Source organism: Fusicatenibacter sp., assembly GCF_977045365.1.
Window position 1 is genome coordinate 54,576 of sequence record NZ_CDRRUH010000002.1, and the last position, 26,235, is coordinate 80,810.

At 52.2% G+C, this 26,235-nt stretch carries 21 protein-coding genes; 1 reads left to right on the forward strand and 20 read right to left on the reverse strand.

Annotated elements, in window-relative coordinates; all coding sequences use genetic code 11:
- Nucleotides 1-46: 46 nt before the first annotated feature.
- The 10 genes from ACY2VW_RS01060 to gpr form a co-directional block, all read right to left on the reverse strand.
- The gene (locus ACY2VW_RS01060) at nt 47-1,222 is read right to left on the reverse strand and encodes a hypothetical protein (protein WP_461876707.1); all 1,176 of its coding nucleotides are present in this window, start codon (nt 1,220-1,222) and stop codon (nt 47-49) included.
- A complete protein-coding gene (locus ACY2VW_RS01065) occupies nt 1,219-1,650 on the reverse strand; it encodes a hypothetical protein (protein ID WP_461873668.1) in 432 nt (143 codons plus the stop codon). Before ACY2VW_RS01065 ends, ACY2VW_RS01060 begins: the two co-directional genes overlap by 4 nt.
- Nucleotides 1,651-1,891: 241 nt before the next feature.
- Nucleotides 1,892-2,611, reverse strand: a complete 720-nt coding sequence (locus ACY2VW_RS01070) for a ComF family protein (protein ID WP_461873667.1) — start codon at nt 2,609-2,611, stop codon at nt 1,892-1,894.
- Between the two features lie 66 nt (nt 2,612-2,677).
- A complete protein-coding gene (gene recD2 / locus ACY2VW_RS01075) occupies nt 2,678-4,933 on the reverse strand; it encodes an SF1B family DNA helicase RecD2 (RefSeq protein ID WP_461876708.1) in 2,256 nt (751 codons plus the stop codon).
- Between the two features lie 6 nt (nt 4,934-4,939).
- A complete protein-coding gene (gene mreB / locus ACY2VW_RS01080; protein WP_118750274.1) occupies nt 4,940-5,938 on the reverse strand; it encodes a rod shape-determining protein in 999 nt (332 codons plus the stop codon).
- A gap of 168 nt (nt 5,939-6,106) precedes the next feature.
- Complete coding sequence (gene uvrA, locus ACY2VW_RS01085; protein WP_461876709.1) at nt 6,107-8,935, reverse strand: excinuclease ABC subunit UvrA; 2,829 nt, start codon at nt 8,933-8,935, stop codon at nt 6,107-6,109.
- Nucleotides 8,936-9,059: 124 nt separating this feature from the next.
- The gene (gene hemW / locus ACY2VW_RS01090) at nt 9,060-10,193 is read right to left on the reverse strand and encodes a radical SAM family heme chaperone HemW (protein WP_461876710.1); all 1,134 of its coding nucleotides are present in this window, start codon (nt 10,191-10,193) and stop codon (nt 9,060-9,062) included.
- Nucleotides 10,194-10,281: 88 nt separating this feature from the next.
- Nucleotides 10,282-12,096, reverse strand: a complete 1,815-nt coding sequence (gene lepA, locus ACY2VW_RS01095; RefSeq protein ID WP_022462217.1) for a translation elongation factor 4 — start codon at nt 12,094-12,096, stop codon at nt 10,282-10,284.
- A gap of 95 nt (nt 12,097-12,191) precedes the next feature.
- Nucleotides 12,192-13,514: a stage II sporulation protein P gene (locus tag ACY2VW_RS01100; protein ID WP_461876711.1), complete on the reverse strand. Its 1,323-nt coding sequence runs from the start codon at nt 13,512-13,514 to the stop codon at nt 12,192-12,194.
- 23 nt (nt 13,515-13,537) lie between these two features.
- Nucleotides 13,538-14,425 carry a GPR endopeptidase gene (gpr, locus tag ACY2VW_RS01105; RefSeq protein ID WP_238033221.1) on the reverse strand — a complete coding sequence of 296 codons (888 nt, stop codon included), beginning with the start codon at nt 14,423-14,425 and terminating at the stop codon, nt 13,538-13,540.
- A 181-nt stretch (nt 14,426-14,606) separates the two neighbouring features.
- Here gpr and rpsT point away from each other — a divergent pair, with 181 nt between their 5' ends.
- Entirely contained in the window at nt 14,607-14,870 is a 264-nt protein-coding gene (gene rpsT, locus ACY2VW_RS01110) for a 30S ribosomal protein S20 (RefSeq protein ID WP_022462214.1), read from the forward strand.
- 228 nt (nt 14,871-15,098) lie between these two features.
- Here rpsT and holA read toward each other — a convergent pair whose 3' ends face one another.
- From holA to argJ, 10 genes are all read right to left on the reverse strand, one after another.
- The gene (holA, locus tag ACY2VW_RS01115; RefSeq protein WP_055227342.1) at nt 15,099-16,082 is read right to left on the reverse strand and encodes a DNA polymerase III subunit delta; all 984 of its coding nucleotides are present in this window, start codon (nt 16,080-16,082) and stop codon (nt 15,099-15,101) included.
- Between the two features lie 71 nt (nt 16,083-16,153).
- Nucleotides 16,154-18,427, reverse strand: coding sequence for a DNA internalization-related competence protein ComEC/Rec2 (locus ACY2VW_RS01120; RefSeq protein WP_461876712.1), 2,274 nt, complete (start codon nt 18,425-18,427; stop codon nt 16,154-16,156).
- Nucleotides 18,424-19,347 (reverse strand): GerMN domain-containing protein, encoded by a 924-nt coding sequence (locus tag ACY2VW_RS01125; RefSeq protein WP_461876713.1) that lies wholly within the window; start codon nt 19,345-19,347, stop codon nt 18,424-18,426. Before ACY2VW_RS01125 ends, ACY2VW_RS01120 begins: the two co-directional genes overlap by 4 nt.
- 12 nt (nt 19,348-19,359) lie before the next feature.
- Nucleotides 19,360-20,838, reverse strand: coding sequence for a sensor histidine kinase (locus ACY2VW_RS01130; protein ID WP_461876714.1), 1,479 nt, complete (start codon nt 20,836-20,838; stop codon nt 19,360-19,362).
- The gene (locus ACY2VW_RS01135) at nt 20,783-21,472 is read right to left on the reverse strand and encodes a response regulator transcription factor (RefSeq protein WP_055218609.1); all 690 of its coding nucleotides are present in this window, start codon (nt 21,470-21,472) and stop codon (nt 20,783-20,785) included. The genes ACY2VW_RS01130 and ACY2VW_RS01135 overlap by 56 nt, the downstream gene beginning before the upstream one ends.
- Before the next feature lie 17 nt (nt 21,473-21,489).
- Nucleotides 21,490-22,194: a helix-hairpin-helix domain-containing protein gene (locus ACY2VW_RS01140; RefSeq protein WP_461873658.1), complete on the reverse strand. Its 705-nt coding sequence runs from the start codon at nt 22,192-22,194 to the stop codon at nt 21,490-21,492.
- A 113-nt stretch (nt 22,195-22,307) separates the two neighbouring features.
- Nucleotides 22,308-22,739: a DMT family transporter gene (locus ACY2VW_RS01145; RefSeq protein WP_461873657.1), complete on the reverse strand. Its 432-nt coding sequence runs from the start codon at nt 22,737-22,739 to the stop codon at nt 22,308-22,310.
- A gap of 149 nt (nt 22,740-22,888) precedes the next feature.
- A complete protein-coding gene (locus ACY2VW_RS01150; protein ID WP_461876716.1) occupies nt 22,889-24,079 on the reverse strand; it encodes an aspartate aminotransferase family protein in 1,191 nt (396 codons plus the stop codon).
- Complete coding sequence (gene argB / locus ACY2VW_RS01155) at nt 24,066-24,962, reverse strand: acetylglutamate kinase (RefSeq protein WP_461876717.1); 897 nt, start codon at nt 24,960-24,962, stop codon at nt 24,066-24,068. The genes ACY2VW_RS01150 and argB overlap by 14 nt, the downstream gene beginning before the upstream one ends.
- Nucleotides 24,963-25,011: 49 nt before the next feature.
- The gene (gene argJ / locus ACY2VW_RS01160; protein WP_461873655.1) at nt 25,012-26,235 is read right to left on the reverse strand and encodes a bifunctional glutamate N-acetyltransferase/amino-acid acetyltransferase ArgJ; all 1,224 of its coding nucleotides are present in this window, start codon (nt 26,233-26,235) and stop codon (nt 25,012-25,014) included.

The following is a 26,235-nucleotide window of genomic DNA, read 5'->3' on the forward strand; positions in this document are numbered from 1 at the left end:
CCTTTCTTTTCCCCCGGCCGGTTTTCTTCTGATTTTCAAAATTCTTTTAAAGATCCTTTAAGGTGTCCTCCAGCATGCTCTTATAATCCACATCCTGATAATCGCCCTCGTCCAGCGGCGGAATTTCTTCTTCCTGAATTTCTTCTTCCTGAATTTCTTCTGTTTCGTTTATTTCTTCTATTTCTTCTTTTTCCTCGATCTCATCAAGATCCCTGCTGTTCCCGGATTCTTCTGTATGTCCAAGATTTGCCAGAGCATCGAGTTCCTCGTCTGTCAGATCCGGTTCTTTTTTCTTTTCATTCCGAATATAAGTCACACGGCGCTGTGCCTTTGTCACATTGAATTTTGGAACGGCTTTTACGTAGTAATAATAATCGTCGTCATCATATTCCAGGTATTCTGTCCGGGTGTAGTCTGCACCGAACAGGAAAAACTCCAGAACAAATCCAACCAGACAGCCGGCCGCCGCCCCGATCAGAACCATCGGGAGTGCAATCTGTACATCCAGTGCCAGGCTTCCGGCAATCATAATAACCGCATAGGCAACCGAACCTGCCACAATGGAAATCTGCCATGCATAGTCCGCACTGCTGTGGCGGACTGCATTGACAAGAAGTACGGTCAGTGCGCAGGCGATCAGAACCAGCAGCATTTCCTCATTGCGGAAGAGGCCGTTGAAAAATTCCTGTACGACCGCCGTGATCTCCGGTGCTTCCGCCGCATGAATCAGCGGCTCCATCTTTCCATGAATCATGTCGCACATATAGTAGACAACGATACCGCAGGCCGCAGAAAATGCGGAGAGCGGCGTACCGGCAAGACCATAGGCAACCGGAACGGCAGATGGCACGTGAAGCCAGAATGCGAGCGGTGTCAAAAGGAGTGCCGGCGCATCCTTCGGCACAAAGCGAAGATATAGAAACCAGAGCACCAGCAGAACCAGCGCCGCAAGACCCGCGATTACCATGTGAAGTGCAAAGCAGTGCCCAATGATCACCAGCATTGCAAGGAAAACCATTCCATTCAATGGCAGGATGGCGCAGATCAGTGACAGTATCAATACCACATACATGCTGTTCAGCATCTTCAGATAGCCGAGATTGGAATTAATACTACGAAATACAGCAAGAGCGAGCAGAAATTTCACAATCGGAAGTACGATTCCGCTGCAGGAGCCGTAAAACTCTTTTAATTTTTCTTTCAGTTCGATCAATACTGTCATGTTTCCTTCCTCCTGCGCCCGGATTTCTTCCCGCTTTTTTCCTGTTCCTCATACATGTTCTGCAGGTCATCCAGCTCTTTTCCATACCATTTCAGCTTTTTCTGTGCTCTCTGGTAACGGATCGTGCTGATCACATACACGGCAATGGAATAGACTGCCAGAAAACACAGATAGGACGCGATCAGACACCCCGCTGCAAACTGCAGGTCGATTGTGTCTATCTCGTCCAACAACCATTCAATATGATATAAGACTGCAACCGCAAGTACCAGAATGTATCCGATGGAAGCCAGAAAAAAATTTTTCAGAAGCTCTTTTCCGATGTAATCACTCCGAAAATAACGGCCGATTCGTAAGGCATTTTTTTCTTCTTTTTTTTCGAAAAAAGCCAGTTTTGTCATCTGACGAATCCTTTTTTCGTCCAACATGCCTCTTGGTCTCCTCTTCCCGTTCTAAATTATGTTTATTTTACCATATATTTCCGATATTGGAAAGCTATTCTCAAAATATTCACACACTATTTGTTACAGTTCACTGGTACCCAGCGAACTGTAACATTCGCTGCCCTCATTTAAAGTTTTGCTTCGCAAAAGGAGGGCTGCTCACACCTGAATCACTTTCTTACGCAGCGAAACAGCAAGTGTTTCACTGCTGAGTGAACAGTAACCACTATTTTACAATTGCCGCACAAACAAAATCCACCTGTTCTGCTCCATTCACTTTCAACAGTGACGCAATGGCATCAACCGTGCTTCCCGTTGTGTAAATGTCATCTACCAGAAGAATCCGGCAGTATTTCATCTGTCCCGGCTTTGCCAATGCGAAAGCTCCCTCCAGGTTTTTCCGCCGCTCGGCGGGACCAAGCTCTTTCTGGCGTTTTGTTTTTTTCACACGGCGGATCAGGCGGGCATTCATGGGAAGTTCCATTTCTTCTGCCAGCTTTTCTGCAAATACCTCCGCCTGATTGTAGCCGCGCTGCCGCTGTCTCGCCGGATGAAGCGGCACCGGAACGAGCACCTCCGGATTTCTTCTCTGGATCTGCTTTCCCACATAGGAAAACGCCGCGTGAGCATAAAATCCGGCGTATTCCTGCCGTTCATGATATTTGAACCGCATCAGGGAAGCCTCGAGTTCCCCGTGGTAACCGTACGGCGCAAAACCGCGGTCGAAGCTGTGCCTCGTTCTGCTGCAGTCCCGGCAGAACTCTTCCTCACTGCCCACGGGTTTCCCGCATTTTTTGCACCGCGCGCCCAGAATCGGATGGATCTTTTCCACACAATTCCGGCATAGATACAGCTCCTCGCGTGACAGCAGTCCGTCACAGATGGGACATCGTCTCGGATAAACTGCATTTAAAAGCCAGTTTCCTGTTTTGTTTTTTTCTTTCATGTAACCTGCGCTTTCCCTTATCCACTCTGCCGGATGCAGCCGCATCCATGCCCCGGAAAAACGTGTTTACGCGTTTTCTTCCTGCATTTCCCGGATTCTTCTGGCGAGCGTTGTATACCGGTTCGCCTCGATATGATTTCCGATCATTGCCTGGAATGTCACATCACTTCCGACGATGGTGACGCACTTTCTGGCTCTCGTCACGGCCGTATACAGAAGATTCCGCGTCATCAGCATGCGCGGGCCGCCGAGCAGCGGAATCACAACCGCCGGGTACTCGCTTCCCTGCGCTTTATGTATCGTTGTTGCGTAGGCGAGCTCCAGCTCGTCCGCCTGTTTGAACGTATAGTCTGCGAATTTTCCTTCCTCAAACTCCACGGTGATCACCTCGGTATACGGGTTGATGCTCCGGATCATGCCGAGATCTCCGTTGAATACACCCATACCGCGCTCCGCCACGATTCCGTTGATGCCGCGGATTTCCCACTCCATCTGGTAATTGTTGCGGATCTGCATGACCTTGTCGCCCTCGCGGAGGATATTACCTCCATTTTCCCGCTCGGCTTTGTCCGGTGCGGGCGGGTTCAGGTATTTCTGCAGAATCTGATTCAGATTTTCCACCCCGAGTGCACCTTTCCGCATCGGAGTCAAAATCTGGATATCCTGCGGGCGGGCATCCACATAACGCGGCAGTTTCTGGGACACCAGCGTCACCAGCACTTTCCAGATCACGTTGACATCGTACCGTTTCAGAAAGAAGAAATCTTTGCTCTTATTGTCCAGTATAACCTCTTCCCCATTATGGATCTTATGTGCATTGACAACAATATCGCTCTGGGATGCCTGCCGGAAAATGTGCGTCAGGCAGACAATCGGAAAGCATTCCGAACGGATCAGATCCCGGAGGACACTGCCCGGGCCGACACTTGGAAGCTGGTTCTGGTCTCCCACCAGGATCAGCCTTGTTCCCGGCACAATTGCGGAAAGAAGGGCATGCATCAGGTGGATATCAACCATCGACATCTCATCAATGATGATGACATCCGCGTCGAGCGGATTATCTGCGTTCCGCTCAAAATGCACATTTGCCGAGGAGTCATCCACATTTCCCGTCAGTTCCAGAAGACGGTGGATCGTGCATGCCTCACAGCCAGTTGCCTCTGTCATTCGTTTCGCCGCTCTTCCGGTCGGCGCTGCCAGGAAAATGTCGAGGCCTTCTGCCTCAAAATAATGGATCATCGCATTGATGGTCGTCGTTTTTCCGGTTCCGGGACCTCCGGTCAGGATCATAAGACCGCTGCATGCCGCCTCAACGACTGCCGTCTTCTGCATCTCATCCAGCTCAATCTGATATTTTTTCTCGATCTTTCCGCTCCGCTTTTCGATTGCCTCACGGTCTTCCTCACATGTAATATTCAGTTCATGCAGCATGCGCGCCGTACTCAGTTCCAGATAATAATACTGGCTGGCGTACACAATCCGCAGCGGCTCATCCCCTTCCCGTTCGGCCGGGAGCTCGCGGATGACCGCTTTTTTGTCGATTGCCATATCCTGCAGATATTTCTGCATCCGCTCCGGTTCTACGCCGAGAAGTTCCTGCCCTCTCCGAAGCAGCACCGGTTCCGGCAGATAGACATGGCCTTCTGCCGTCGCCTGATTCAGCACATACGAAAGACCGCTTTTGATGCGGAATTCGCTGTCCACGGCAATCCCGATTTTTCCGGCGATCTCATCCGCCGTCCGAAATCCCACGCCTGCGATATCTTCCGCCATTTTATACGGGTTTTCCTTTAAAATCCGGTACACATTGTCCCCGTACTGCTGATAAATCTTTGCACCGAGATTCAGCGCAATGCCATATCCCGAGAGGAAAATCATCGCATTCTGCATTTCGGCTTTTTCTGCCACCTGCTGTGCAATTTCACGCGCTTTCCGCTCGCTGATTCCCTTTACCTCCGCGAGGCGCTCCGGCTCTTCCTCGATGATCCGAAGCGTATCGTCACCGAAGCGGCGCACAATTCTTGCCGCCAGCGCCGCACCGACTCCTTTGATCGCACCGGAACCGAGATACCGCTCCAATGCAACAGAATCCTGTGGGACTTTCGTCTCATAGGATTCAATGCGGAACTGCTTTCCATAGGCAGCATGTTCAATATAATCTCCGGAAGCCTCGATCAGCTCGCCCTCTCCGATCATCGGAAGCGTGCCGACGCATGTCAGCCCGCGCCCCTTCATGCTCAGATTCAGGACGGTATAGCCGTTCTCCTCATTTCGGAAAATAATGTGTTCTACGTAGCCTTCTACTTTTTCTTTTTCACTCATCTTTTATCAAAACTGGCTTTCAAATTCATTCATCACTTCGCGGTACTGGCCGGTTCCAAGCGCAACGACGCTCGCCGGATTTTCTGCTGTCACGGTATTGATGCCGGTCCGCTCCTGGATCAGCTCGTCCATTCCGGCAAGGAGACTGCCGCCTCCGGTCAGGATAATGCCGCGGTCGGAAACATCGGATGCCAGTTCCGGCGGCGTTTTTTCCAGCACGGCACAGATTGCATCCGCAATCTGGTTTGTCGTCTGGGCAAGGGCACCTCGGATTTCGTCGGAGGAAACCGTAATCGTCGCCGGAAGTCCGGTGATGACGTTTCTTCCCTTGATCTCCATCGTTTTTTCCTCGGCCCGCGGATAAGCAGAACCGATGCGGATTTTCACTGCCTCTGCGGTCTGTTCTCCGATAAATACGTTGTATGTTTTCCGTACATAGCGGATGATATCCTGGTCAAATGTCTCACCGGAAATCTTGACCGAATTGGAAACAACGGTTCCCGCAAGCGAGATCACAGCGATATCCGTCGTGCCTCCGCCGATGTCCACAATCATATTTCCACATGGTTTCGTAATGTCAATTCCTGATCCGATTGCCGCTGCCACCGGCTCCGGCACGATCAGCACTTCCCGGGCTCCCGCCTGGTACGTTGCCTCCTCCACAGCCTTCCGCTCTACTTCCGTCACACCGGACGGCACACAGATACTGATTCTCGGTTTCCGGAATGCTCTTCTTCCCATTGCCTTCTGGATAAAGTAGCGCAGCATGCGCTCGGTGATCAGAAAGTCCGTGATCACGCCCTGCCGCATGGGCCGGACCGCCATAATATTGCCCGGTGTCCGTCCAATCATCTGACGCGCTTCTTCTCCAATTGCCCGTACTTTATCTGCATCTTTATCATACGCAACTACGGACGGCTCCTTTAATACAATGCCTTTTCCCTTGGCATAGACCAGGATGCTGGACGTCCCCAGATCAATTCCGATATCGGTCGTTGCAGCCATAGTAATCCCCTTTCCTGTTCTCTTTTATTTTTCTTTATTTTAATCTGTTTGAAATTTGTATAGAATAAGTTCGGGTTCAAAACACCCGAAACACAAAAGGATCGAATGTGTTCTGAACCCAACCCGCTTCTTATTATATACAATCCCTTTTAAAATGGAAAGGATTTTTTAGAGATATTTTTCGACATATTTTCCGGTGTAGGATACCGGGCTCTTGGCCACTTCTTCCGGCGTTCCGCACGCAATCACGGTTCCGCCGCCGTCTCCGCCCTCCGGTCCGATATCAATAATATAGTCTGCCGTCTTGATAACATCCAGATTGTGCTCGATGACAACGACGGTATTTCCGCCCTCGGACAGGCGGTGCAGAATCTCCACCAGTTTGTGGACATCCGCAAAATGAAGTCCCGTCGTCGGCTCGTCGAGAATGTAGATCGTTTTTCCCGTGCCGCGGCGGCTCAGCTCTGCTGCGAGCTTGATACGCTGCGCTTCTCCGCCGGACAGCGTGGTGGACGGCTGGCCGAGGCGGATGTAGGAAAGGCCGACATCGTACAGGGTCTGTAATTTTCGGAAAATCGACGGTACCGGCCGGAAGAATTCCAGTGCCTCCTCGACCGTCATATTCAGCACATCGTAGATGCTCTTTCCTTTATATTTGACTTCCAGTGTCTCACGGTTGTACCGTTTTCCATGGCAGACCTCACACGGCACATAGACATCCGGCAGGAAGTGCATTTCGATCTTCAGGATACCGTCGCCGCCGCAGGCCTCGCACCGGCCGCCCTTCACATTGAAGCTGAAGCGTCCCTTCTTGTAGCCGCGTGCCTTGGCATCCTGCGTTGCCGCAAACAGATCGCGGATCTGATCGAACAGACCTGTGTACGTTGCCGGATTGGAACGCGGTGTTCTTCCGATCGGGGACTGGTCGATGTCGATGACCTTATCAAGCTGTTCCATACCGATGATGTCTTTGTGTGCACCCGGAATCGTCCGCGCACGGTTCAGATCTCTTGCCAGCCGTTTGTACAGAATTTCATTGACAAGGGAACTCTTTCCCGATCCGGAGACTCCGGTCACGCAGGTCATGACACCGAGCGGGAAATTCACGTTGATATTTTTCAGATTGTGCTCTTTTGCTCCGACTACCTTCAGCCAGCCCGTCGGCTTTCTGCGCTCGGACGGAACCGGAATTTTCAGCTCTCCGCTCAAGTATTTTCCGGTGATGGAATTCGGATTTTTCATCAGATCTTCCGCCGTTCCGATCGCCACCAGCTCTCCGCCGTGCTCACCGGCTCCCGGGCCGATATCGACAACGCAGTCAGCGGCGCGCATCGTATCCTCGTCGTGCTCCACGACGATCAGGCTGTTTCCGAGATCGCGCAGGTGTTTCAGCGTCGCGAGAAGTTTGTCGTTGTCTCTCTGGTGCAGGCCGATACTCGGCTCGTCGAGAATATAGGCGACACCGACAAGGCCGGAGCCGATCTGCGTTGCCAGACGGATTCTCTGCGCCTCACCTCCGGACAGCGATGCCGTTCCGCGCGCCAGGGTCAGATAGTTTAATCCGACATCCGCGAGGAAGCTCACTCGCGCACGGATCTCTTTTAAAATCTGCTTTCCGATCAGCAGCTGCTGTTCGGAGAGTTCGAGGTTCTGCATAAACTCCTGCAGATTGTCGATGGAAAGGGATGTTACTTCAAAAATGTTTTTGTCTCCGACCGTCACACCAAGCGATGTCGGTTTCAGACGCTGGCCATGGCACGCCTGGCACGGGGTCACACGCATGAAGGTTTCGTATTCCTGTTTCGTAGAATCCGATCCGGTTTCGCGGTAGCGGCGCTCCACATTTTTGATCAGCCCCTCAAAAGCCACATCGTACACACCGACGCCGCGCTGGCCGCGGTAATGCACCTTGACAGATTTTCCGTTCGTTCCGTAAATCAGGATATCGTGAATTTTTTTCGGATATTCACAAAACGGGGTGGAAAGGGAAAAATCGTACTCCTCTGCGAGCGCATCGAGAACGGCTCTCGTATAGCTCGATTTATCCGTGCAGGACTGCCAGCCGAGCACGGTAATGGCTCCGTCTGCAATGGATACGTTCTTGTCCGGAATCATCAGATCCTCGTCGAACTCCATCTTGTAGCCAAGACCGGCACAGCTCGGGCAGGCGCCGAACGGGTTGTTGAAGGAAAAGCTTCTCGGCTCAATCTCCTCCATGCTGATGCCGCAGTCCGGGCAGGAAAAGCTCTGGCTGAAGTTGAGCTGATTTCCGTCCATCGTGTCGACCACCAGAAGGCCGTCCGCCAGATCCAGTACATTCTCGACGGAATCCGTCAGACGTTTCTCAATGTCCGGTTTGACTACAAGACGGTCCACAATAATGGAAATGTTGTGTTTCAGGTTCTTATCCAGCGTAATCTCCTCGGACAGCTCATACTGGCTGCCGTCAATCATCACGCGGACATAGCCGCTGCGTTTTGCCTGTTCGAGCACCTTTTCGTGTCTTCCCTTGCGGCCGCGCACAACCGGCGCGAGAAGCTGGATTTTCGTCCGCTCCGGGAGTGCCATGATCTGATCGACCATCTGGTCCACCGACTGGCGGCTGATGACTTTTCCGCACTTCGGGCAGTGCGGAATACCGATTCTCGCGTACAGAAGACGGAAGTAATCGTAAATCTCCGTCACGGTTCCGACGGTGGAACGCGGGTTCCGGTTCGTCGATTTCTGATCGATCGAAATAGCAGGCGGCAGGCCTTCGATGCTGTCCACATTCGGTTTTTCCATCTGTCCCAGGAACTGGCGCGCGTAGGAGGAAAGGCTCTCCATGTACCGCCGCTGGCCCTCCGCATAGATCGTGTCAAACGCAAGCGAACTCTTTCCCGAACCGCTGAGGCCCGTAAATACAACAAACTGGTTTCTTGGGATATCGACATTCAGTGCTTTCAGGTTGTTCTCCCTGGCTCCCCGTATTCTGATAAACTCTTTTTTCTCTGCCATAACTGTTCCTCTTATTAATTTGAATCCCTGTCCGGACAGGGACAGGAATCTTGTCTCGTTTTCTCCCATTATAGCACACTGCCGTGCGTTATGCAAACATTTGTTCTATTTCTTTATCATCTTTTTACAGCAGAAAATCTGCCAGAATCACATTGCTGACGGAAATCCCATCGCGTGTCAGAGCCAGGCGCCCGCTGTGTTCCTGTAAAAGATGCATCGCTTCGTATTTCTTCAGAACCCCGCCGTATACGGCATGGATCTCCTTTCCAAACTGCTCCTCAAACTCCGCCGTCGAGATCCCTTGTGTCATTCGAAGGCCGAGAAACATAAATTCTTCCATGGCATCCTGCCGGGAAAGAATTTCCTCATCCTCACGGATCTTTTCCAGTGCTCCGCACGCTTTCAGATACAAAGATCGATCTGCCGTGTTCGTCCACCGGCAGTTTCCGAATAACGATGCCGCGGAAGGCCCGAACCCCAGATAATCCGTCCTTTTCCAGTAGCCAATATTGTGGCGGCATGCGAAGCCCGGCTTTGCATAATTAGAAATCTCATACTGGAAAAAACCGTATTCTGTGAGGATTTCCGCCGTTCTGGCATACATTTCGCGTTCTGTGTCCTCATCCGGCAGATCCAGTTTCTGCTCCGCAAACGGGGTCCCCGGCTCCACGATCAGGCTGTAGGCGGAAATGTGCTCCGGGGAAAGCTTCGCGATCGTCCGAAGACTCTCTTCCCATTTCTCTTCACTCTGCTCCGGCAGACCTGACATCAGATCCACGTTGATATTCGCAAACCCGGCATCCCGTGCCAGTGCAAAACTCTCCTGAAATTCCGCAAACGTGTGGATTCTTCCCAGCCGTTTCAGCTCCTCATCGTGAACCGACTGACAGCCGATACTGATCCGGTTGAAGCCGCTCTTCCTGTAACATTTCAGTTTTTCCGCATCCAGCGTTCCCGGATTGGCCTCCAGCGTAATCTCAGCATCCTCTGAAAAAACGTACTTGCTCCGCAGTTTTTCCATCACACGGGCGAGCATTCCGGCATCCACTGCGGATGGTGTTCCGCCGCCGAAAAAGACGGAAATCACTTCACTTTCTGCCGTCTCTTCCGCTGCATCGATTTCTGCCAGCAGAGCCTCTTCATACTCCTTCTGCATTGCTTTCGTGCCCGGTCCCGAGACAAAATCACAGTAGGCGCATTTCCGGATGCAGAACGGGATATGCACATAGAGTTCCAGTGGTTTTCTTTTTTTATTCATTCTGCTTTTCCTCCGTACGATCGAAAGACCGGCCCCTGCGCTCCCGCAACAGCAGGCGGCGCCGACAGGCCGGTCTCATTTTTATTTCTTAATTTTCATCCAGTTTCAGCACGCTCATAAAGGCTTTCTGCGGAATCTCCACGTTTCCTACCTGGCGCATCCGCTTCTTACCTTCCTTCTGCTTCTCCAGCAGCTTCTTCTTTCGGGAAATATCGCCGCCGTAGCACTTGGCGAGGACGTCTTTGCGCATCGCGCGGACGGTTTCTCTGGCGATAATCTTCGATCCGACAGCCGCCTGGATCGGGATTTCGAAGAGCTGCCGCGGAATCTCTTCTTTGAGCTTCTCGCACATCTTTCTTCCGCGCTCGTACGCAGATCCCTCGAATACGATGAAGGACAGCGCATCCACTTCTTCTTTATTGACGAGGATATCGAGTTTTACAAGCTCGCTTCTCTCATAGCCGAGCAGCTCGTAGTCGAATGACGCGTAACCTTTGGAGCGGGATTTTAAGGCATCAAAGAAATCGTAGATAATCTCATTCAGCGGGAGATGGTAATGAAGCATCGCACGCGTCGTCTCCATGTATTCCATTCCCTGATACTGGCCTCGTCTCTGCTGGCAGAGCTCCATGATCGGTCCGATGTAGTCGGTCGTCACCATAATCTCTGCTTTTACCAGCGGCTCTTCCATATAATCAATCTCGGACGGGTCCGGCAGATTCGACGGGTTGGTCAGGTCAATGACGGTTCCGTCGGTTTTGTGAACCTTATAGATAACGCTCGGTGCGGTCGTCACGAGATCCAGATTGTACTCACGCTCCAGGCGCTCCTGAATAATTTCCAGGTGAAGCAGTCCAAGGAAACCGCAGCGGAAGCCAAAGCCCAGTGCTGCCGATGTCTCCGGCTCGTAGAAGAGGGATGCATCGTTTAACTGCAGTTTTTCCAGCGCGTCGCGCAGATCGCCGTACTGTGCGCCGTCGGCCGGGTACATGCCGCAGTATACCATCGGGTTGACTTTTTTGTATCCCGGCAGTGCTTCTGCACACGGACGGTCGGCATCCGTCACGGTATCACCCACGCGGGTGTCGCGCACGTTTTTGATGCTGGCGGTGATATAGCCTACCATTCCGGCGGAGAGCTCGTCGCACGGGATCAGACGGCCTGCGCCGAAGTAGCCGACCTCGACAACTTCCTCGACAGCGCCTGTCGCCATCATGCGGATTCTCGTTCCTTTTTTCACGCTTCCTTCCATCACACGGCAGGAAATGATGACGCCGCGGTATGCATCGTAGACGGAGTCGAAAATCAGTGCTTTTAACGGTTCCGTCGGATCACCTTCCGGTGCCGGAATTTTCTGTACGATCTGCTCGAGCACCTCGTCCACGTTCAGGCCGGTTTTTGCGGAAATCCGCGGAGCATCCTGCGCTTCCAGTCCGATGACATCCTCGATCTCTGCAATGACACGGTCCGGCTCGGCGCTTGGAAGGTCTACTTTGTTGATGACCGGGAACACATCCAGGTCATGGTCAAGGGCGAGGTAGACGTTGGCAAGGGTCTGCGCCTCGATACCCTGCGATGCATCGACAACGAGCAGCGCGCCGTCGCATGCGGCAAGGCTTCTGGAAACCTCATAGTTGAAGTCAACATGGCCCGGGGTGTCAATCATATTTAAAATGTACTCCTCGCCGTCGGCCGCTTTGTATACGGTACGGACTGCCTGTGCCTTGATCGTGATGCCGCGCTCACGCTCCAGATCCATATTGTCCAGCACCTGATCCTGCATCTCACGCTCGGTCAAAAGGCCTGTTTTCTGAATAATACGGTCCGCAAGGGTTGATTTTCCATGGTCGATATGGGCAATAATACAAAAATTACGAATTTTACTCTGATCTATTCCTGACAAGTTTTTTCCTCCTGCTTTTTCACGGGTTAAATATCAATTTTATCTCATGTCTATTTTGTATGATACGAAATTCCACTCAAAAAAGCAAGATAAATTTATCCGCCTGATGCCGGACTTTTGCCCGACAGAACCTTATGCAGGATATCCGCAAACGGCCCCATTGCATTTTTCACCTCCTCGACCGTATTCGTCTGCGCACCAACCTCGAGAAGAACAGATCTCGGGCGGAGATGGAGGTTGTAGCGGTAGCCTTTTAAATAGATGCAGCGCGAAAAGCCGGGATAATACTGTTTTGCCTCATACTCCATCTGAAAGGAAAATGCAAGGTTTTCCGCCTGATACGGATTGGGCAGGCTTGTCAGTTCGCCGCTTTCTTTCGTGCGGGAAAGGCCGTTGAAAAACATGATCTGCGCGGTCGGCTTTCCGTTGATTTCTGTCACAAGACGTTTTGAACCATTGACCCCGTCCCGGTGCAGGTCGATCACGACCTGAATGGACGGGTGTTCTTCCAGCGCCGCTGCGATGACCGGCTCCGCGTAGTTGTAGGCGCGGCTCCGATCGAGACAGCCTTCTTTCATGTCAAATGCCTCTGTAATATGAAGCACTTCGTATCCGTACTGCTTTTCCAGAAGCTCCTGCAGATCATCACCGAGGCCGATTACCGTGTCCGCTCTTTCTCCCGGACGGGAATCGGCGAAGGTTTCCTGCGAATGGGTATGATAGATCAGAATCTGCGGGCCTTCGGCATTTTCCGGCAGGGTCAGATCTTTTCCGAGCAGAGTGCTGCCGTCGATCTCGCCCGGCAGGACCGAGGTGTTGGGATCGACAACGAAGAAGCGGTTCAGGAGCGCCTGCGGGTCAGCAAGAAGGTCAGGGGAAATTGTCTCCTGAATCGTGTCGGCCTCCGGGTAGAGGATTTCACGCGGTGCGCCGCCGGTTTCGATAGTCGCCTCCGGCTCCGTGATTTCCATTCCATCTTTTTGAGTTTCATCTTTTTGAGTTTCATCCTTTTGATCTTCCTCAGTTCCCTGCTCCTTCGATTCTGTCTGCCCGCTTTCTGCTCCCGGTCCCGGATTCGAATCCTGCTTCGCCGTATCCGTTTCCGCTGCTTCTGTCCCGGCAGACAGCGTATTTTCTGCCGTGCTTCCCGCCCGAAGCGCCGGTATCTGATCCCGCACTGCCGCGAGGAGATTTTCCATCCATCCCCTTCCGTCCTCTTTTCCGTCATAAAAAAGAAGCGGCATCATCACATCCACAGATAACTGCTCCGCCTGTGCCGCCGCCCGCTGCAGCAGAACTTTCCCCTCTGAGAAATGATTTTTCCGGATAACCGCTGCACTGCGGAACAGCAGTATACTGCAGGACAGGAAAAGACATCCCCATCCGAACCATCGTCCATTTCGCCTGGCATTCCACATATTATCACCATATTCATGATATGTTACAGTTCCCCGGAAAATGCCTGATTCATACCTGCCGCAAGAACCCCGGCCAGGCGGCGGACCATCTCGTCGATCTCTTTTGTCGTCACGTAAAGGCTTTCGAGCGCCGGTGAAATGACTTCTCCCAGAAATTCATCCATCTCGGACTCCTCCAGCGATTCCAGAACACCTGCGACGGCATCGTGGACGATCGTTCCTGCCCCTACAACGGTCGGCACACCGATTCCGATGACCGGCACGCCGAGCGTCTCCTGATTTAAGGCATTGCGGTGGTTGCCGACGCCGGAGCCCGGCCAGATTCCGGTGTCGGCAAGCTGGATCGTACAGTTCAGCCGGTGAATACTGCATGCGGCAAGGGCATCCACGGCGAGAATCACATCTGGATGGGTCTGTTCTGCCGTTCCGCGCAGGATTTCCACTGCCTCCATGCCCGTCTGTGCCATGACACCGGGAGCAAGGGCACTCACTTCCCTTCCCTCCTTTCCGTAGGTGCGCACCAGATGGCGCGTAACGTTGAGCTGCTCCACCGTCTCCGGCCCGAGCGCATCCGGCGTGATGCCGCGGTTGCCGAGGCCGGCCACAAGAACGGATCCGCACGCTTCCGGCAGCATTTCCATCAGACAGTGGGAAAACTCCTCCGCCGCTTTCCGGCTCTCCTCCTCGTCTGCCGTCAAAAGCAGCGGCGCTTCGATCGTCACATACGTCCCTTTCGGCTTTCCCATCATTTTTGCACCATGCTCCGATGTGATTTTTACAATGGTTGTCTGAATTTCCGCCTTTCTTTTCTTCTTCTCAATCTCGACCCCGGAGATCTCCACATGGTCCCGCTCAAATTTTTCCTGATTCTCCATCGCCAGGTCTGTCCGCATCTTATACTTTCCTATCATACTCTTCTCCTTCTCCTGTATTTTTGTTGTAGTTTTTGCAATTTTTTCAAAAATATGTATTGACAAACCATGCGAAATATTATAGGATAATAAAGCATGTTTCAGTGGAGCGCCCGTGTCTGTTCCATTGAATAACATCCCTTAAATCACATTAATTTTAAAAATATTGGAGGTGTACAGTTTGGCTAACATTAAATCCGCAAAGAAAAGAATCCTGGTAAATCAGACAAAGGCAGACCGTAACAAAGCAATCCGTTCTGCAGTTAAGACTTCTATGAAAAAAGTAGATGCTGCTGTTGCTGCAAACGATAAAGAGGCTGCTGCTGCTGCATTAGTAAATGCGATCTCTACCATCGACAAGGCTGCTTCTAAAGGCGTTTATCATAAAAACAACGCTGCCAGAAAAGTATCCAATCTGAGCAAAGCTGTAAACTCAATCGCATAATAAAGATATAAAACAAAGAGAACTTAGTCATACCGTCATGTGGCTGGGTTCTTTTTTTATGCTTACCAAAAGAGTGCGCCGCGACAGATCTTTTGATAAACACAGAACAAGGCGTATCGGCCAGTTTTCCTGTACCGGTACGCCTTCAAATCTGTTCCTTGCAATTCGCGCTCTGCAGCACTGCCTTTTTTGCATTATTTTCGGGTCTTGCTATAGAAAACTCTGCTCTTACGCCGCCCTGCTGTATTTCGTAATCAGCAGCTCCACGCTCAGCAGATCGGAAATTTTTCCCGTCTTCACGTCCTCTTCCATCTGCACGCAGTCATTGACCGCCGCTTTTAATTCCTCCGCCGCATACTGGCGCGACATGGGAATATAGTTCCGCACAACGAAGCTCTGCAGTCCCGTCCGTTTTGCGATCGTCGCCTGATCGCAGTGCTCTGCCAGCAGCTCTTTGACCTGCAGCAGCAGATTGAACTGGCGTGCCAGCAGAAAGAGAATCCGCATCGGCGGCTCCTTTAAAGCCAGCAGATCCTGATACAGATCGAGCGCTTTCCGCTGCTTCTTCTCCGTTACCGCGCGGATCATCTCGAAAATCCGGTTCGTAATCTGCGTTGTGCAGACTGCCTCGATATCCGCCCGCGTGATCACATCTCTTCCCATCGTATAGCTGAGCAGTTTTTCCAGCTCCTGCGAGATATTTCCCATATCCGTGCCCGTCTTTTCCAGAAAATCTTCCATATCCTGGCGCGTGATCTTTTTTCCCTCTTTTTTCATCATGCCGAGTACCCAGGTCATCAGCGTCTTTTCGTCCTGACGAGCAAATTCCACTGCTCTTCCCTGCTTCTGCACCGCCTTGTACATACGGTTCCGCTTATCGACTTCCTCCTCCACGAAGATCAGCACCAGATAATCCGGCAAGGATCCCATGTAGTCTGCCAGCGCGTCGGCTTTGTTTTTGAAAAATCCTGTATTTTCCAGCAGAATCACACGGCGGTCCGCAAAAAACGGCATCGTCTCCGCAAGGTCAATCACTTTTGGAATCTCGGTTCCTTTTCCCTCAAAACGGGAGAAATTCATCGTGTCGTCCTCCGGGAGCAGTGCGTTTTTCAGCTTGTTTTTATACTGATGCTTCAGATAGGCTTCTTCCCCGTAGAGCAGGTAGGCCTGCTTAAAATTCTGCGTTTTGATATCTTCTAAAATGCTTTTCATTCCATCCTCTTTCTTTCGTTCCGGCAGAAGCACGTTTGCGCAGTGCCGCAGCAGCCGGAGCTTTTGACCATTCAGGAGACGGGAAATTCCACATCCGACCGGTATCCGTGAACCGCCAGGCGGTCACGCTTCAGCTGTACTGTCACGGCTCCATCCACCGGTGTTCCGTAGATATGGCTTTTGCAGGCACGAAGCCGCTCCAGAAGCTCCCGGTGCGGATGGCCGTACCGTCCCGGCCACGCGCAGGAAATCAGGCTGATCTGCGGCTGTATGCGGTTCAGAAATGCCTCGCTCGTTGAATTTCTCGAGCCGTGGTGCGCCACCTTTAAAATCTGGCACCGCTCTGCCGCCCCCAGGACCTCTTCTTCTCCGCTTCCCTCCAGATCTCCCGTCAGAAGTGCGCGGCAGGCACCGCAGGAAAGCTGTAACACAACACTTCCGGCGTTTTCCTCTCCCGTATAGTCTTCGCCCGCTCCCGGATGAAGCACCGATACGGTGAGTTCTCCTGCACGGATCTCGTCTCCCTTTTTTAGATATTCTACCATAATTCCCGCTTTTTGTGCGGCTAAAATAAAAGGATTTTCTTTTTCGCTTCCTTTCATCCACACAGGCAGGAACAGATGGCGGATGCGAAGCGCCGTTTTCTGCTCCCCGATCAGCTCCAGCAGTTCGAGGATTCCGTTCGTGTGATCTGCGTCCGGGTGCGTGACAACAACGGCATCAAGAGCGGCAATGCCGCGCTGTTTCAGATACGGGAGAATCCTTTTTTCCCCGATCGCAGACGCACTGCTGCTCCCGCCGTCATTCAGCATCACAAAACGGCCGCTCTCCACCACCAGCGCATCGCCCTGACCAACGTCCAGCGCTGTAATGGAAAACGTCTCCCGGGGACGGTAAAAAAGCAGAACACAGACAAAAAACATGGTAATACCAAAGAGCATCCGCTCCCGCCTTCGTGCCTGCGCACCTTTTCGTTTTGCCCCATCCGGATTCATCTCCCGTTTTCGTTTTCGCACATACAGTATCACCAGCAGACCGGTCAGAATGATTCCATATCCTGCCATCTGCCATTTTTCCGGCTGACCGCAGATCCACACATTTCCCGGAATCTGTGCGACCGCCGCTGTCATCTGTCGCAGAAGTGTGAGCAGGAACCGCGCCGGAAGCAGAACAACACTTCCCGCTTTCACGCTTGCCAGTCCTGCCAGAAGCCCCACAGCACCCGGCAGCAGCACCGCCGTCATGACAGCTCCTGCAAACAGATTCGGCAGAAACGCAAAGAGCGGAATCTCATAAAAATACCACGCCTGCAGCGGGATCATGACAAGCTGCAGGGAAAGGTACACCATCGCAGCCTCTTTCCCTTTCGCCGCAAGCTTTTCCAGCCCCGTTTTTTCCCCGCGTCTCTTCCGTTCCGCCTTCTCCCCCGCCAGAACCGGATAAACCCCGGAAATGGCTGTTACTGCTCCAAACGAAAGCCAGAACCCGCTCTGCTCCAGATACGAGGGGTTTTCCGCCAGCATCAGAATTGCCGCAAGGGAGAGCGCACTTAAGGAATCATACGTCCTTCCCACTGCGACAGCTCCCATCCGCACCGCAAACATCACCACTGCACGCACGGTCGCCGTTCCGCTGCCGGTAAACATGCCATACAGCACCATACCGGCGGCCGCTGCCAGAGACGCGGGAGTTTTCGGCAGATGCAGCGCCATCAACAGCCGTCGGAGTGCCATGCCGAGCAGCATCAGATGCATGCCGGAAACGGAAATCAGGTGCAGCAGACCGCTCTGCTGATACGCCAGATACGTCTCCTCCGTGAGTTCCGACCGTTCCCCGAGCAGCATCGCAGAAAGCACACCTGCCTCCTCCTCCGGCATCATTTCTTTTAAAACGGCACAGCACCGCTCCCGCGCCAGCCGGAGCGCTTCGCCGAGATTCCACCGCCCGGCATCCACAACTTCCTCCCGCTCCGAAATCACGTAGAACGCACAGCCTTTTCCCTCATAATATGTTTTCTCATCAAACATCCCCGGATTGCGCGGGCTTTCCGGCTTTTTTACAGTTCCGTACACCCGCACAGCGGCTCCGACCGGCAGATCTCCCCGCTTTGCGAGCAGATAAATTTTCCCTTTGCTTCCCTCCCCGCGCAGCACATACCCGTTGCTGCTGCTCTTTTTCTCATACGTTTCAATTGTCCCTGCAATCCACACCTTCCTGCCCTGCTGCGCTTCGTTTTCGTATTGGGGGTCAGAAAAAGGCGTGCCAGGAGGCACGCCCGCAATCCGCAGCAGCACAAGCACCAGCATGAATCCAAGACACGCCAGGCACATGGGCCGTTTTCTCATGTATCTTTTTCCTCCAGATAAGACAGGTCTTCCTCGTAGAACTGATTGAGTTTCATCGTTTCACGGAAGGTTACATCGCTCTCTCCGTTGATGGAAAACTGCACCTTATCCACCTTACAGTTCGCCGTGATGGAATCCACCACCGCATAAATCGGAATCTGCTCCGCCACATTCAAAAGTGCAGAATCCTTAAAAGATTTGTCAAAATTCACATAGGCAATCCGGTCAGACGTTGTAACGCTGAGGACATTCATCGTCTCAGGAAATACTGCGTAGTGGCCGTCTTCTTTCGGCCCCTTCATCAGCTGCTCCACCACGACACGCTCCAGCGGAATGTTCGTGCTGTACGGAACCCGCCGTGTCTCCTTCACCAGCCGGTCGCCTGCTTCATTTGCAAAATACAGTGTCAGCGTCGCATACTGATACTGATAAATTTCCCTTCCGGAATTTTCCAGAAAGCTGTCCGCCGTCATCGTTCCGATCTCGCGTCCTTTGGAATCCTTTAACGGATCCCCGTCGATCAGGAGCGTCACGCGCTCCACCTCCGGAACCTGCACAAAGGTACGCACCAGTCCTGCACGCACCAAAACCTCCTGCGGCCGCGCAAGCTCCCCGTACTCTCCGCTTAAGTTCAGCGTAAGGAGCCCGTTCTCCAGCGTATACGTCTTGATGGAAATCCCATTGGAAAGAAGTGCCTGGTTTCCGTCCCTGGCAGGTTTCTCCTGCAGCGCGTCAACCAGCTCCTTGATCAGTTTCTGATCCGTTCCTTCTTTTGGTTCATACGGCTCCTGCACCAGTGTTGTGCCGGTTTTGTCCAGGCAGTACAGGTGATACGCCGACTCCTTCTGGCTCTTCTGCCACTGCCCGCAGCCGCTAAGAAGCAGCACGCCGGCCAGCAGTACGCCAAGTATCCGTTTCATGTGCGCCACCTCCTACATCACGTAATTCAGAGGAATCCGCACGGAAAATGTCGTTCCCTCGTTTTCTTTGCTGTATACACGGATCGCTCCCCGGTGCATGACAATCGCGCTCCGCGCAATCGCAAGGCCAAGGCCGGTTCCGCCGATTTCCCGCGAGTGGGACTTGTCCACGCGGTAGAAACGCTCGAAGATATGCGCAATCGACTCCTCCGGAATGCCGATGCCGGAGTCTGCCACCGTCACGTAGAAATATTTGTGATCCGCATTTAAGGATACACGCACCCATCCATTCTCGTTGTTGTACTTGATGCCGTTTTCGATCAGGTTCGAGAACGCCAGCGAGAGCTTCGTCGCATCCACCTCCGCATTGACCGGGCGGAAGCTGTCGAGAATGAGCTCCACATTTTTCTGTGCGGCAATCGGATGAAGCCGCTTCAGCAGCTGCTCTAACAGCTCGTTGATATTGACCTGGGTGATATTGAGGTCTGCCACCTTTTTATCCATCTTGACCAGCGACAAAAGGTCGGTAATAATCTGGTTTTCGCGGTCGATCTCCGAGGTAATATCCTGCATGAACTCCTGATAAAGTTCCACCGGAACGCCCTCCTGCCCGTTCAGCGAATCCGCCAGAACCTTCATGGACGCAAGCGGCGTCTTTAACTCATGCGAGACGTTCGAAACAAATTCCTGGCGGGAATCGTCGAGCGTGCGGACGCGGGTCAGCATCTTGTTGAATGCGTCCGTGATCAGCTCTGTCTCGAGGTAATCCGGAACAGAAATGCTTTCGTCGAGATAACCATCGGTGATGTCCTCGATGGAACGGGTGACCTTCTGGAACGGCTTCATCAGAATGCCCGCGAGCAGATAGCCAAAGACCAGCACGAGAAGCGCAATGATCGAAAGAATCGTCATTCCCTTCGTCTCCAGAATTTTCATATTCGCACGGATCTCATCCGTCGAAATGCTGACGAGCATAACGCCGAGCGTCTCCTTCGTCTCGGTATTCTGAATCCGCACCGTCATTTCCAGATAGTTGTTTTTCTGGTCGTACTGGCTCGTCTCCTTGCCCTGAAAGCTCTGGATGACCTCCTGCGAGATAATCGTCTTTCCGCGGTCCATATCGTACGTATCTTTGATGACGCGGAAATCCTGGTCGATAATCAGGATTCTGCCGCCGTAGATATTCGTCAGCATACTGAGCTGTCCGTTGATGACATCCGATCCAGGATCTTCCATGTAATTCTGCTGGATGAGCTGGTTGCAGATAATATCGCACTGATTTTTTACGGTAATGCTGCGCACCGATACCGCACGGTCCTCATAGCTGTTTACGATGCTCTTCTCAAGGATCACACACGGTACAATGCCGATGATCACAAGAATCACCGTGATGCGGAAGCGCAGACTCCGCAGAAACTTCCATTTTTCTTTGATTTTAAGCCTGGAAATAGTAACCAACTCCCCACTTTGTGTGAACGTACTTCGGTTCACTTGGATTTTTCTCGATCTTTTCGCGCAGACGGCGGATATGTACATCTACGGTGCGCACGTCGCCCGGGTACTCATAGCCCCAGACAATGTTCAGCAGGTTCTCTCTGCTGTACACCTTGTTCGGATTGAAGACGAGAAGCTCGAGCACATCGAACTCCTTCGCAGTCAGATTGATCTCGCGGTCTCCGATGAAGACTCTTCTGCCCTCGCAGTCGATCCGCAGGTCTTTCACCTGTACGACTTTTGCTTTCTCTTCTTTTGGCTCCTGGCGGGCCGCACGGCGCATGATGGCCTTGATGCGTGCTTTTACTTCCAGAATGTTGAACGGCTTTGTGATGTAATCATCTGCGCCGTATTCCAGTCCCAGGATTTTGTCCATGTCCTCGCCCTTTGCGGTCAGCATGACGATCGGAACGTTGGAAAATTCACGGATCTGCTGGCAGACGGACAGACCGTCCAGCTTTGGCAGCATCAGATCCAGAAGGATCATATCGTATTCTTTTTCTTTTGCCATGGAGAGTGCTTCCTCGCCGTCGTATGCGCAGTCAACCTCCATGCCGTCCTGCTCCAGGCTGAAGCGGATTCCTTTTACGATCAGTTTTTCATCATCAACTACAAGAACTTTCTTTGCCATTTCTTCTCCTTCTTGTTCTAAACCTCGATAGAACCCCTTATCTTTTCAAACATCTTTTCCTTGATGCCCTCAATGTTCATAATCTCCTCAATCGAACCAAACGGGCCGTTTGCTTCGCGGTAGGCGATGATGGCATCTGCACGGCTCTCTCCGATGCCGGAGAGTGTCATCAGTTCTTCTTTTCCGGCCGTGTTCAGGTTGACTTTGCCGGAACCGGAAGCCTGCTCCGTGCCGCCCGTATTCTGCTGCGGCGTTTCCGTGATTTCCATGTTTTCTGCCTCCTCGCGCGTCCAGACGGTGATCTGCTCTCCGTCTTCGATTTTCCGTGCAAGATTGAGGATTTTTTCTTCAGCATCCGGCAGAAATCCGCCTGCCGCTTCCACAGCCTGCACTACGCGGCTTCCGCCCGGCAGCGTGTAGACGCCGGGGGAAACGACCGCACCGCAGATATAAACCTGCACCGTTTCTTCCGGTGCTGCCTCCTGCGCCTCACCTTTTTCCGGAATGCCCGTGGTTTCTCCGGCGCTTTTTCCGGAAACCGTCTGCTCCTCATCCACTTCCTTCTGATTTTCGGAAACGGTTTCCGCCGTGCTCCCGCCTGTGCTATCTGACAGTTTGTATTCTGTATCCCTGTGGTTGCATCCGCAGAGCAAAAAAACCAGCATCGCCGCCAGTATTTTTGCATGTTTTCTGCCTCTGTTCTGCTGTTTTTTCAATTTCATGCTGTGTACTCCCTTCCGCTTCGCATCTGACGCGCAAGGGTCCCTTGTGTACGCATAACTACGTTTCTATTGTATCGGAGAAACCATAAAAATACAAGTAGAAATCTTAATCGTTATTCCCACTGAAACACTACAATTCCCACAACTGCCACTGCCATGCCGAGCAGCTTGCGCACGGTGAAATCCGTTTTTTCCATACCGAAAAGGCCGAACAGTTCAATCAGCCACGCCGCTGCGAGCTGGGAAATGACGATCAGCATCGCCGCCTTCGCCGGGCCGAGCCCTGCCATGCTCCAGATAACCGTGATCGTGATAAACGCGCCAATTGCCCCGCCAAGCAGCAGATACCACGGCTTTACGCGGAACAGATCCCCGATGGGCTCCCTCCCGTTGATGCACCATGCCGCAAGACAGACGGCAAACGCACTGATCTGCACCCAGCCGGCCGCCAGCCATGTACTCGTCTGTTTCGTCACCTCTGTGTTGAAAACGCCCTGAATACTCATCAGTGCGCCGGAAAGCAGCGCTGTTAAAATTCCCGCCATTGATTTTTCCTCCTGCTGTTTTTTTATGTACTCCCGGAGTACATTTTATACTATTCCTTTTTTCCCCGTTTTTATACAGAACTCAGGGACAGCAGGAAAACAGCCGCCCGGTCTCCTGCACAGGAAACCAGACGGCTGTCTATTTCACATTACTGTAATGCTTTCTCCAGTTTTTCAATCATCTCATCGATGTCATCTTTCGTAATCACAAGCGGCGGTACCATACGAAGAACGTCGCTTCCGGCGGAAATCACAAGAAGTCCGTTCTCAATCGCGCGGTTGATGACTTCTCCGACCGGACGGCCCGTTACGACAAGGCCCTGCATAAAGCCTTTTCCACGGCGTGCTGCGAGGCAGTCATATTTTTCCACCAGCTCGTCCAGCTTTTTCTCCAGATACGGAGCCGTCTCTGCTACATGCTCTACGACATGCTGTTTCTCATAGCAGTCAAATACAGCATTGACAGCCGCGCAGGCCAGCGGGTTTCCGCCGTATGTCGTTCCGTGGTCTCCCGGAACGAGCGAATGCTCTGCCGTCTTTTTATTCAGCACGAAGGCGCCGACCGGAACGCCGCAGCCAAGTGCTTTTGCACACGTCATGACATCCGGCTGTACGCCGTAATCCTGCCATGCGAACAGCTTTCCTGTTCTTCCCATGCCGCACTGGATCTCATCGAGGATCAGCAGAATGTCGTGCTCGTCACACAGATCGCGCACGCCCTGTAAAAATTCTTTCGTTGCCGGATAGATACCGCCCTCGCCCTGTACAGTCTCCATGATGATCGCACATGTCTTGTCGGTAATCTGTGCCTTTACGCTCTCCAGATCATTAAAATCCGCAAATTTAATGCCGCCGATCAGCGGTTTGAACGGATCCTGATAATGCGTATTTCCTGTTACAGAAAGCGCTCCAAGGCTTCTTCCGTGGAAGGAATGGTTCATCGCGATGATTTCGTGATCGTTGCTGCCGTCTTTTAAGTAAGCATATTTTCTCGCTACTTTGATGGCTCCCTCGATCGACTCCGTACCGCTGTTTGTAAAGAATACTTTATCCATGCCGGATGCCTTCGCGAGCTTTTCTGCTGCGGAGCCCATCGGTACATTGTAGAACAGGTTGGAAACGTGGATGACTTTGTCCACCTGGTCTTTCACTGCTTTTTTGTAATCGTCATTGCTGTAGCCGAGCGCATATACCGCGATACCTGCCGCAAAGTCCAGATATGCTTTTCCGTCGGTGTCATACAGATGAACGCCCTCGCCGTGGTCGATCACGAGCGGGAACCGGTTATAGGTGTGGAGCACGTACTGCTCGGTCTGTTCCATATACTCATTTGTCTTCATAATTGAATTTCTCCTTGTTTTCCCCTAAAATCGCCGTACCAATTCCTTTGTTCGTAAAGATCTCAAGCAGCAGGCAGTGCGGGATTCTTCCGTCCATGATGTGGACTCTGGATACGCCGTTCTCGATCGCATCGATGCAGCCCTGCAGCTTTGGAATCATGCCGCCGCCGACATTTCCGTTTGTGATGAGATCTCTTGCTTCCTGTACGTGTAGCTCGGAAATCAGGCTCTCCGGATCCTTCGGATCTTTGTAGACACCCTCGATATCGGTCAGGAATGCCAGTTTTTCTGCATTTAACGCCTCAGCGATGGCGCATGCCGCGTCGTCTGCGTTGATATTGTAAGTATTGAAATCATCATCCATGCCTACCGGGCAGACAACCGGAAGGAAGTCGTTCTCCAGAAGATCGTACAGCACCTTCGGGCTTACGTTCTTGATATTTCCAACGAAGCCGATATCCTCGCCCTTGGACAGCTTCTTCTCTACATTTAAGAGTCCGCCGTCTTTTCCGCTGATGCCGACAGCATTGACTCCGAGTGACTGAATCATGGTGACAAGCTCTTTGTTGACCTTATTCAGCACCATCTCTGCGACTTCCATCGTATCGGCATCCGTTACACGAAGGCCGTTAACGAACTTCGGTTCCATGCCGACTTTTCCGACCCAGCGGCTGATTTCCTTTCCGCCGCCGTGTACGATGATCGGTTTGAAGCCGACCAGTTTCAGAAGAACCACGTCCTGGATGACGTTTCTCTTTAACTCTTCATCCACCATTGCGCTTCCGCCGTATTTGATGACAATGATTTTGCGGTTGAACCGCTGAATATAAGGAAGTGCCTCGATCAGCACATTTGCTTTGTCCAGATACATCTGATTCACCATGATTTTTTTCTCCTCTTATGCTCTTTTCCCGTGTCTGTTCCGGATCCGGTCAGGAACGATAATCTGCGTTGATTTTTACGTAATCGTAGGTCAGGTCGCAGCCCCATGCCGTTGCTGTCGCTTCTCCCATGTGGATGTCAGCAATCGCAGTTACCTTCTGCTCGGAGAGGATCTTCGTTGCCTCCTCCTCGCTGTAGTCAACGGCAACACCTTTCGTAATAATCTGCATTTTTCCGGCTGCACTCTCAAAATAGAGATCTACATTTTCCGGATCGAATTTTGCTCCGGAGTAACCCATGGCGCAGAGGATTCTTCCCCAGTTTGCGTCGTGGCCGAAGATCGCCGCTTTCGTCAGACTCGATGTAATGACGGACTTTGCCAGTGTCACGGCCTGCTCCTTGCTCTCGGCTCCCTGAATGGTCACTTCAAACAGCGCGGTTGCTCCCTCGCCGTCGCCTGCGATATGCATCGCCTGTGTTTTATTAACCTCAAAGAGTGCTTCTTTAAAGATCTTGTAGTCCTCATTTTCTTCGGTAATTTCCGGGTTTCCGGCAAGGCCGTTTGCCAGAAGAAGAACGGTATCGTTGGTGGAAGTATCGCCGTCTACGGAAACCATATTGTAGGTATCCGGTACAACTTCGCTCAGTGCTTTCTGCAGCATCTCTTTCGAAATATTGGCATCGGTTGCCACAAAGCTCAGCATGGTGCACATATTCGGATGGATCATGCCGGAGCCCTTGCACATGCCGCCGATCGTTACGGTTTTTCCGCCGAGTTCGATCTGAACAGCAACTTCCTTCGGCTCGGTGTCGGTTGTCATGATCGCCTGTGCTGCTGTAGCTGCGGCTTCTCTTGTAGCTGCAAGCTGCGGTTTCAGCATTTCCACGCCGGCTGCGATCTTATCGATCGGGATCTGTTTTCCGATAACACCGGTCGATGCAACGAGAACGGAGTCCTCTGGAATGGAAAGTGCCGCTGATGCTGCCTCTGCGGTTTTTCTGCAGTAGCCATAGCCCTCCTCGCCGGTGCATGCGTTGGCGATTCCGCTGTTGCAGACGATTGCCTGTGCGGTTGGATGGTTGTATACAATCTCCTGGTCCCATTTGACCGGAGCTGCTTTTACGATGTTTGTAGTAAAGGTTCCTGCTGCTACGCACGGTACCTCGCTGTAGACAAGTGCCATATCCTTTACGCCCTGTTTTTTAATTCCTGCTGCGCCGCCTGCTGCCTGAAAACCTTTTGCAGCAGTGATGCCTCCTTCAATCTTTTTCAT

Excerpts from the sequence above, each read along its gene's own strand:
- ACY2VW_RS01060 (WP_461876707.1), bottom strand. The coding sequence starts at position 1,222 with ATGACAGTATTGATCGAACTGAAAGAAAAATTAAAAGAGTTTTACGGC.
- ACY2VW_RS01065 (WP_461873668.1), bottom strand. The coding sequence starts at position 1,650 with ATGTTGGACGAAAAAAGGATTCGTCAGATGACAAAACTGGCTTTTTTC.
- ACY2VW_RS01070 (WP_461873667.1), bottom strand. The coding sequence starts at position 2,611 with ATGAAAGAAAAAAACAAAACAGGAAACTGGCTTTTAAATGCAGTTTAT.
- recD2 (WP_461876708.1), bottom strand. The coding sequence starts at position 4,933 with ATGAGTGAAAAAGAAAAAGTAGAAGGCTACGTAGAACACATTATTTTC.
- mreB (WP_118750274.1), bottom strand. The coding sequence starts at position 5,938 with ATGGCTGCAACGACCGATATCGGAATTGATCTGGGGACGTCCAGCATC.
- uvrA (WP_461876709.1), bottom strand. The coding sequence starts at position 8,935 with ATGGCAGAGAAAAAAGAGTTTATCAGAATACGGGGAGCCAGGGAGAAC.
- hemW (WP_461876710.1), bottom strand. The coding sequence starts at position 10,193 with ATGAATAAAAAAAGAAAACCACTGGAACTCTATGTGCATATCCCGTTC.
- ACY2VW_RS01100 (WP_461876711.1), bottom strand. The coding sequence starts at position 13,514 with ATGTGGAATGCCAGGCGAAATGGACGATGGTTCGGATGGGGATGTCTT.
- gpr (WP_238033221.1), bottom strand. The coding sequence starts at position 14,425 with ATGATAGGAAAGTATAAGATGCGGACAGACCTGGCGATGGAGAATCAG.
- holA (WP_055227342.1), bottom strand. The coding sequence starts at position 16,082 with ATGAAAAGCATTTTAGAAGATATCAAAACGCAGAATTTTAAGCAGGCC.
- ACY2VW_RS01120 (WP_461876712.1), bottom strand. The coding sequence starts at position 18,427 with ATGAGAAAACGGCCCATGTGCCTGGCGTGTCTTGGATTCATGCTGGTG.
- ACY2VW_RS01125 (WP_461876713.1), bottom strand. The coding sequence starts at position 19,347 with ATGAAACGGATACTTGGCGTACTGCTGGCCGGCGTGCTGCTTCTTAGC.
- ACY2VW_RS01135 (WP_055218609.1), bottom strand. The coding sequence starts at position 21,472 with ATGGCAAAGAAAGTTCTTGTAGTTGATGATGAAAAACTGATCGTAAAA.
- ACY2VW_RS01140 (WP_461873658.1), bottom strand. The coding sequence starts at position 22,194 with ATGAAATTGAAAAAACAGCAGAACAGAGGCAGAAAACATGCAAAAATA.
- ACY2VW_RS01145 (WP_461873657.1), bottom strand. The coding sequence starts at position 22,739 with ATGGCGGGAATTTTAACAGCGCTGCTTTCCGGCGCACTGATGAGTATT.
- ACY2VW_RS01150 (WP_461876716.1), bottom strand. The coding sequence starts at position 24,079 with ATGAAGACAAATGAGTATATGGAACAGACCGAGCAGTACGTGCTCCAC.
- argB (WP_461876717.1), bottom strand. The coding sequence starts at position 24,962 with ATGGTGAATCAGATGTATCTGGACAAAGCAAATGTGCTGATCGAGGCA.
- argJ (WP_461873655.1), bottom strand. The coding sequence starts at position 26,235 with ATGAAAAAGATTGAAGGAGGCATCACTGCTGCAAAAGGTTTTCAGGCA.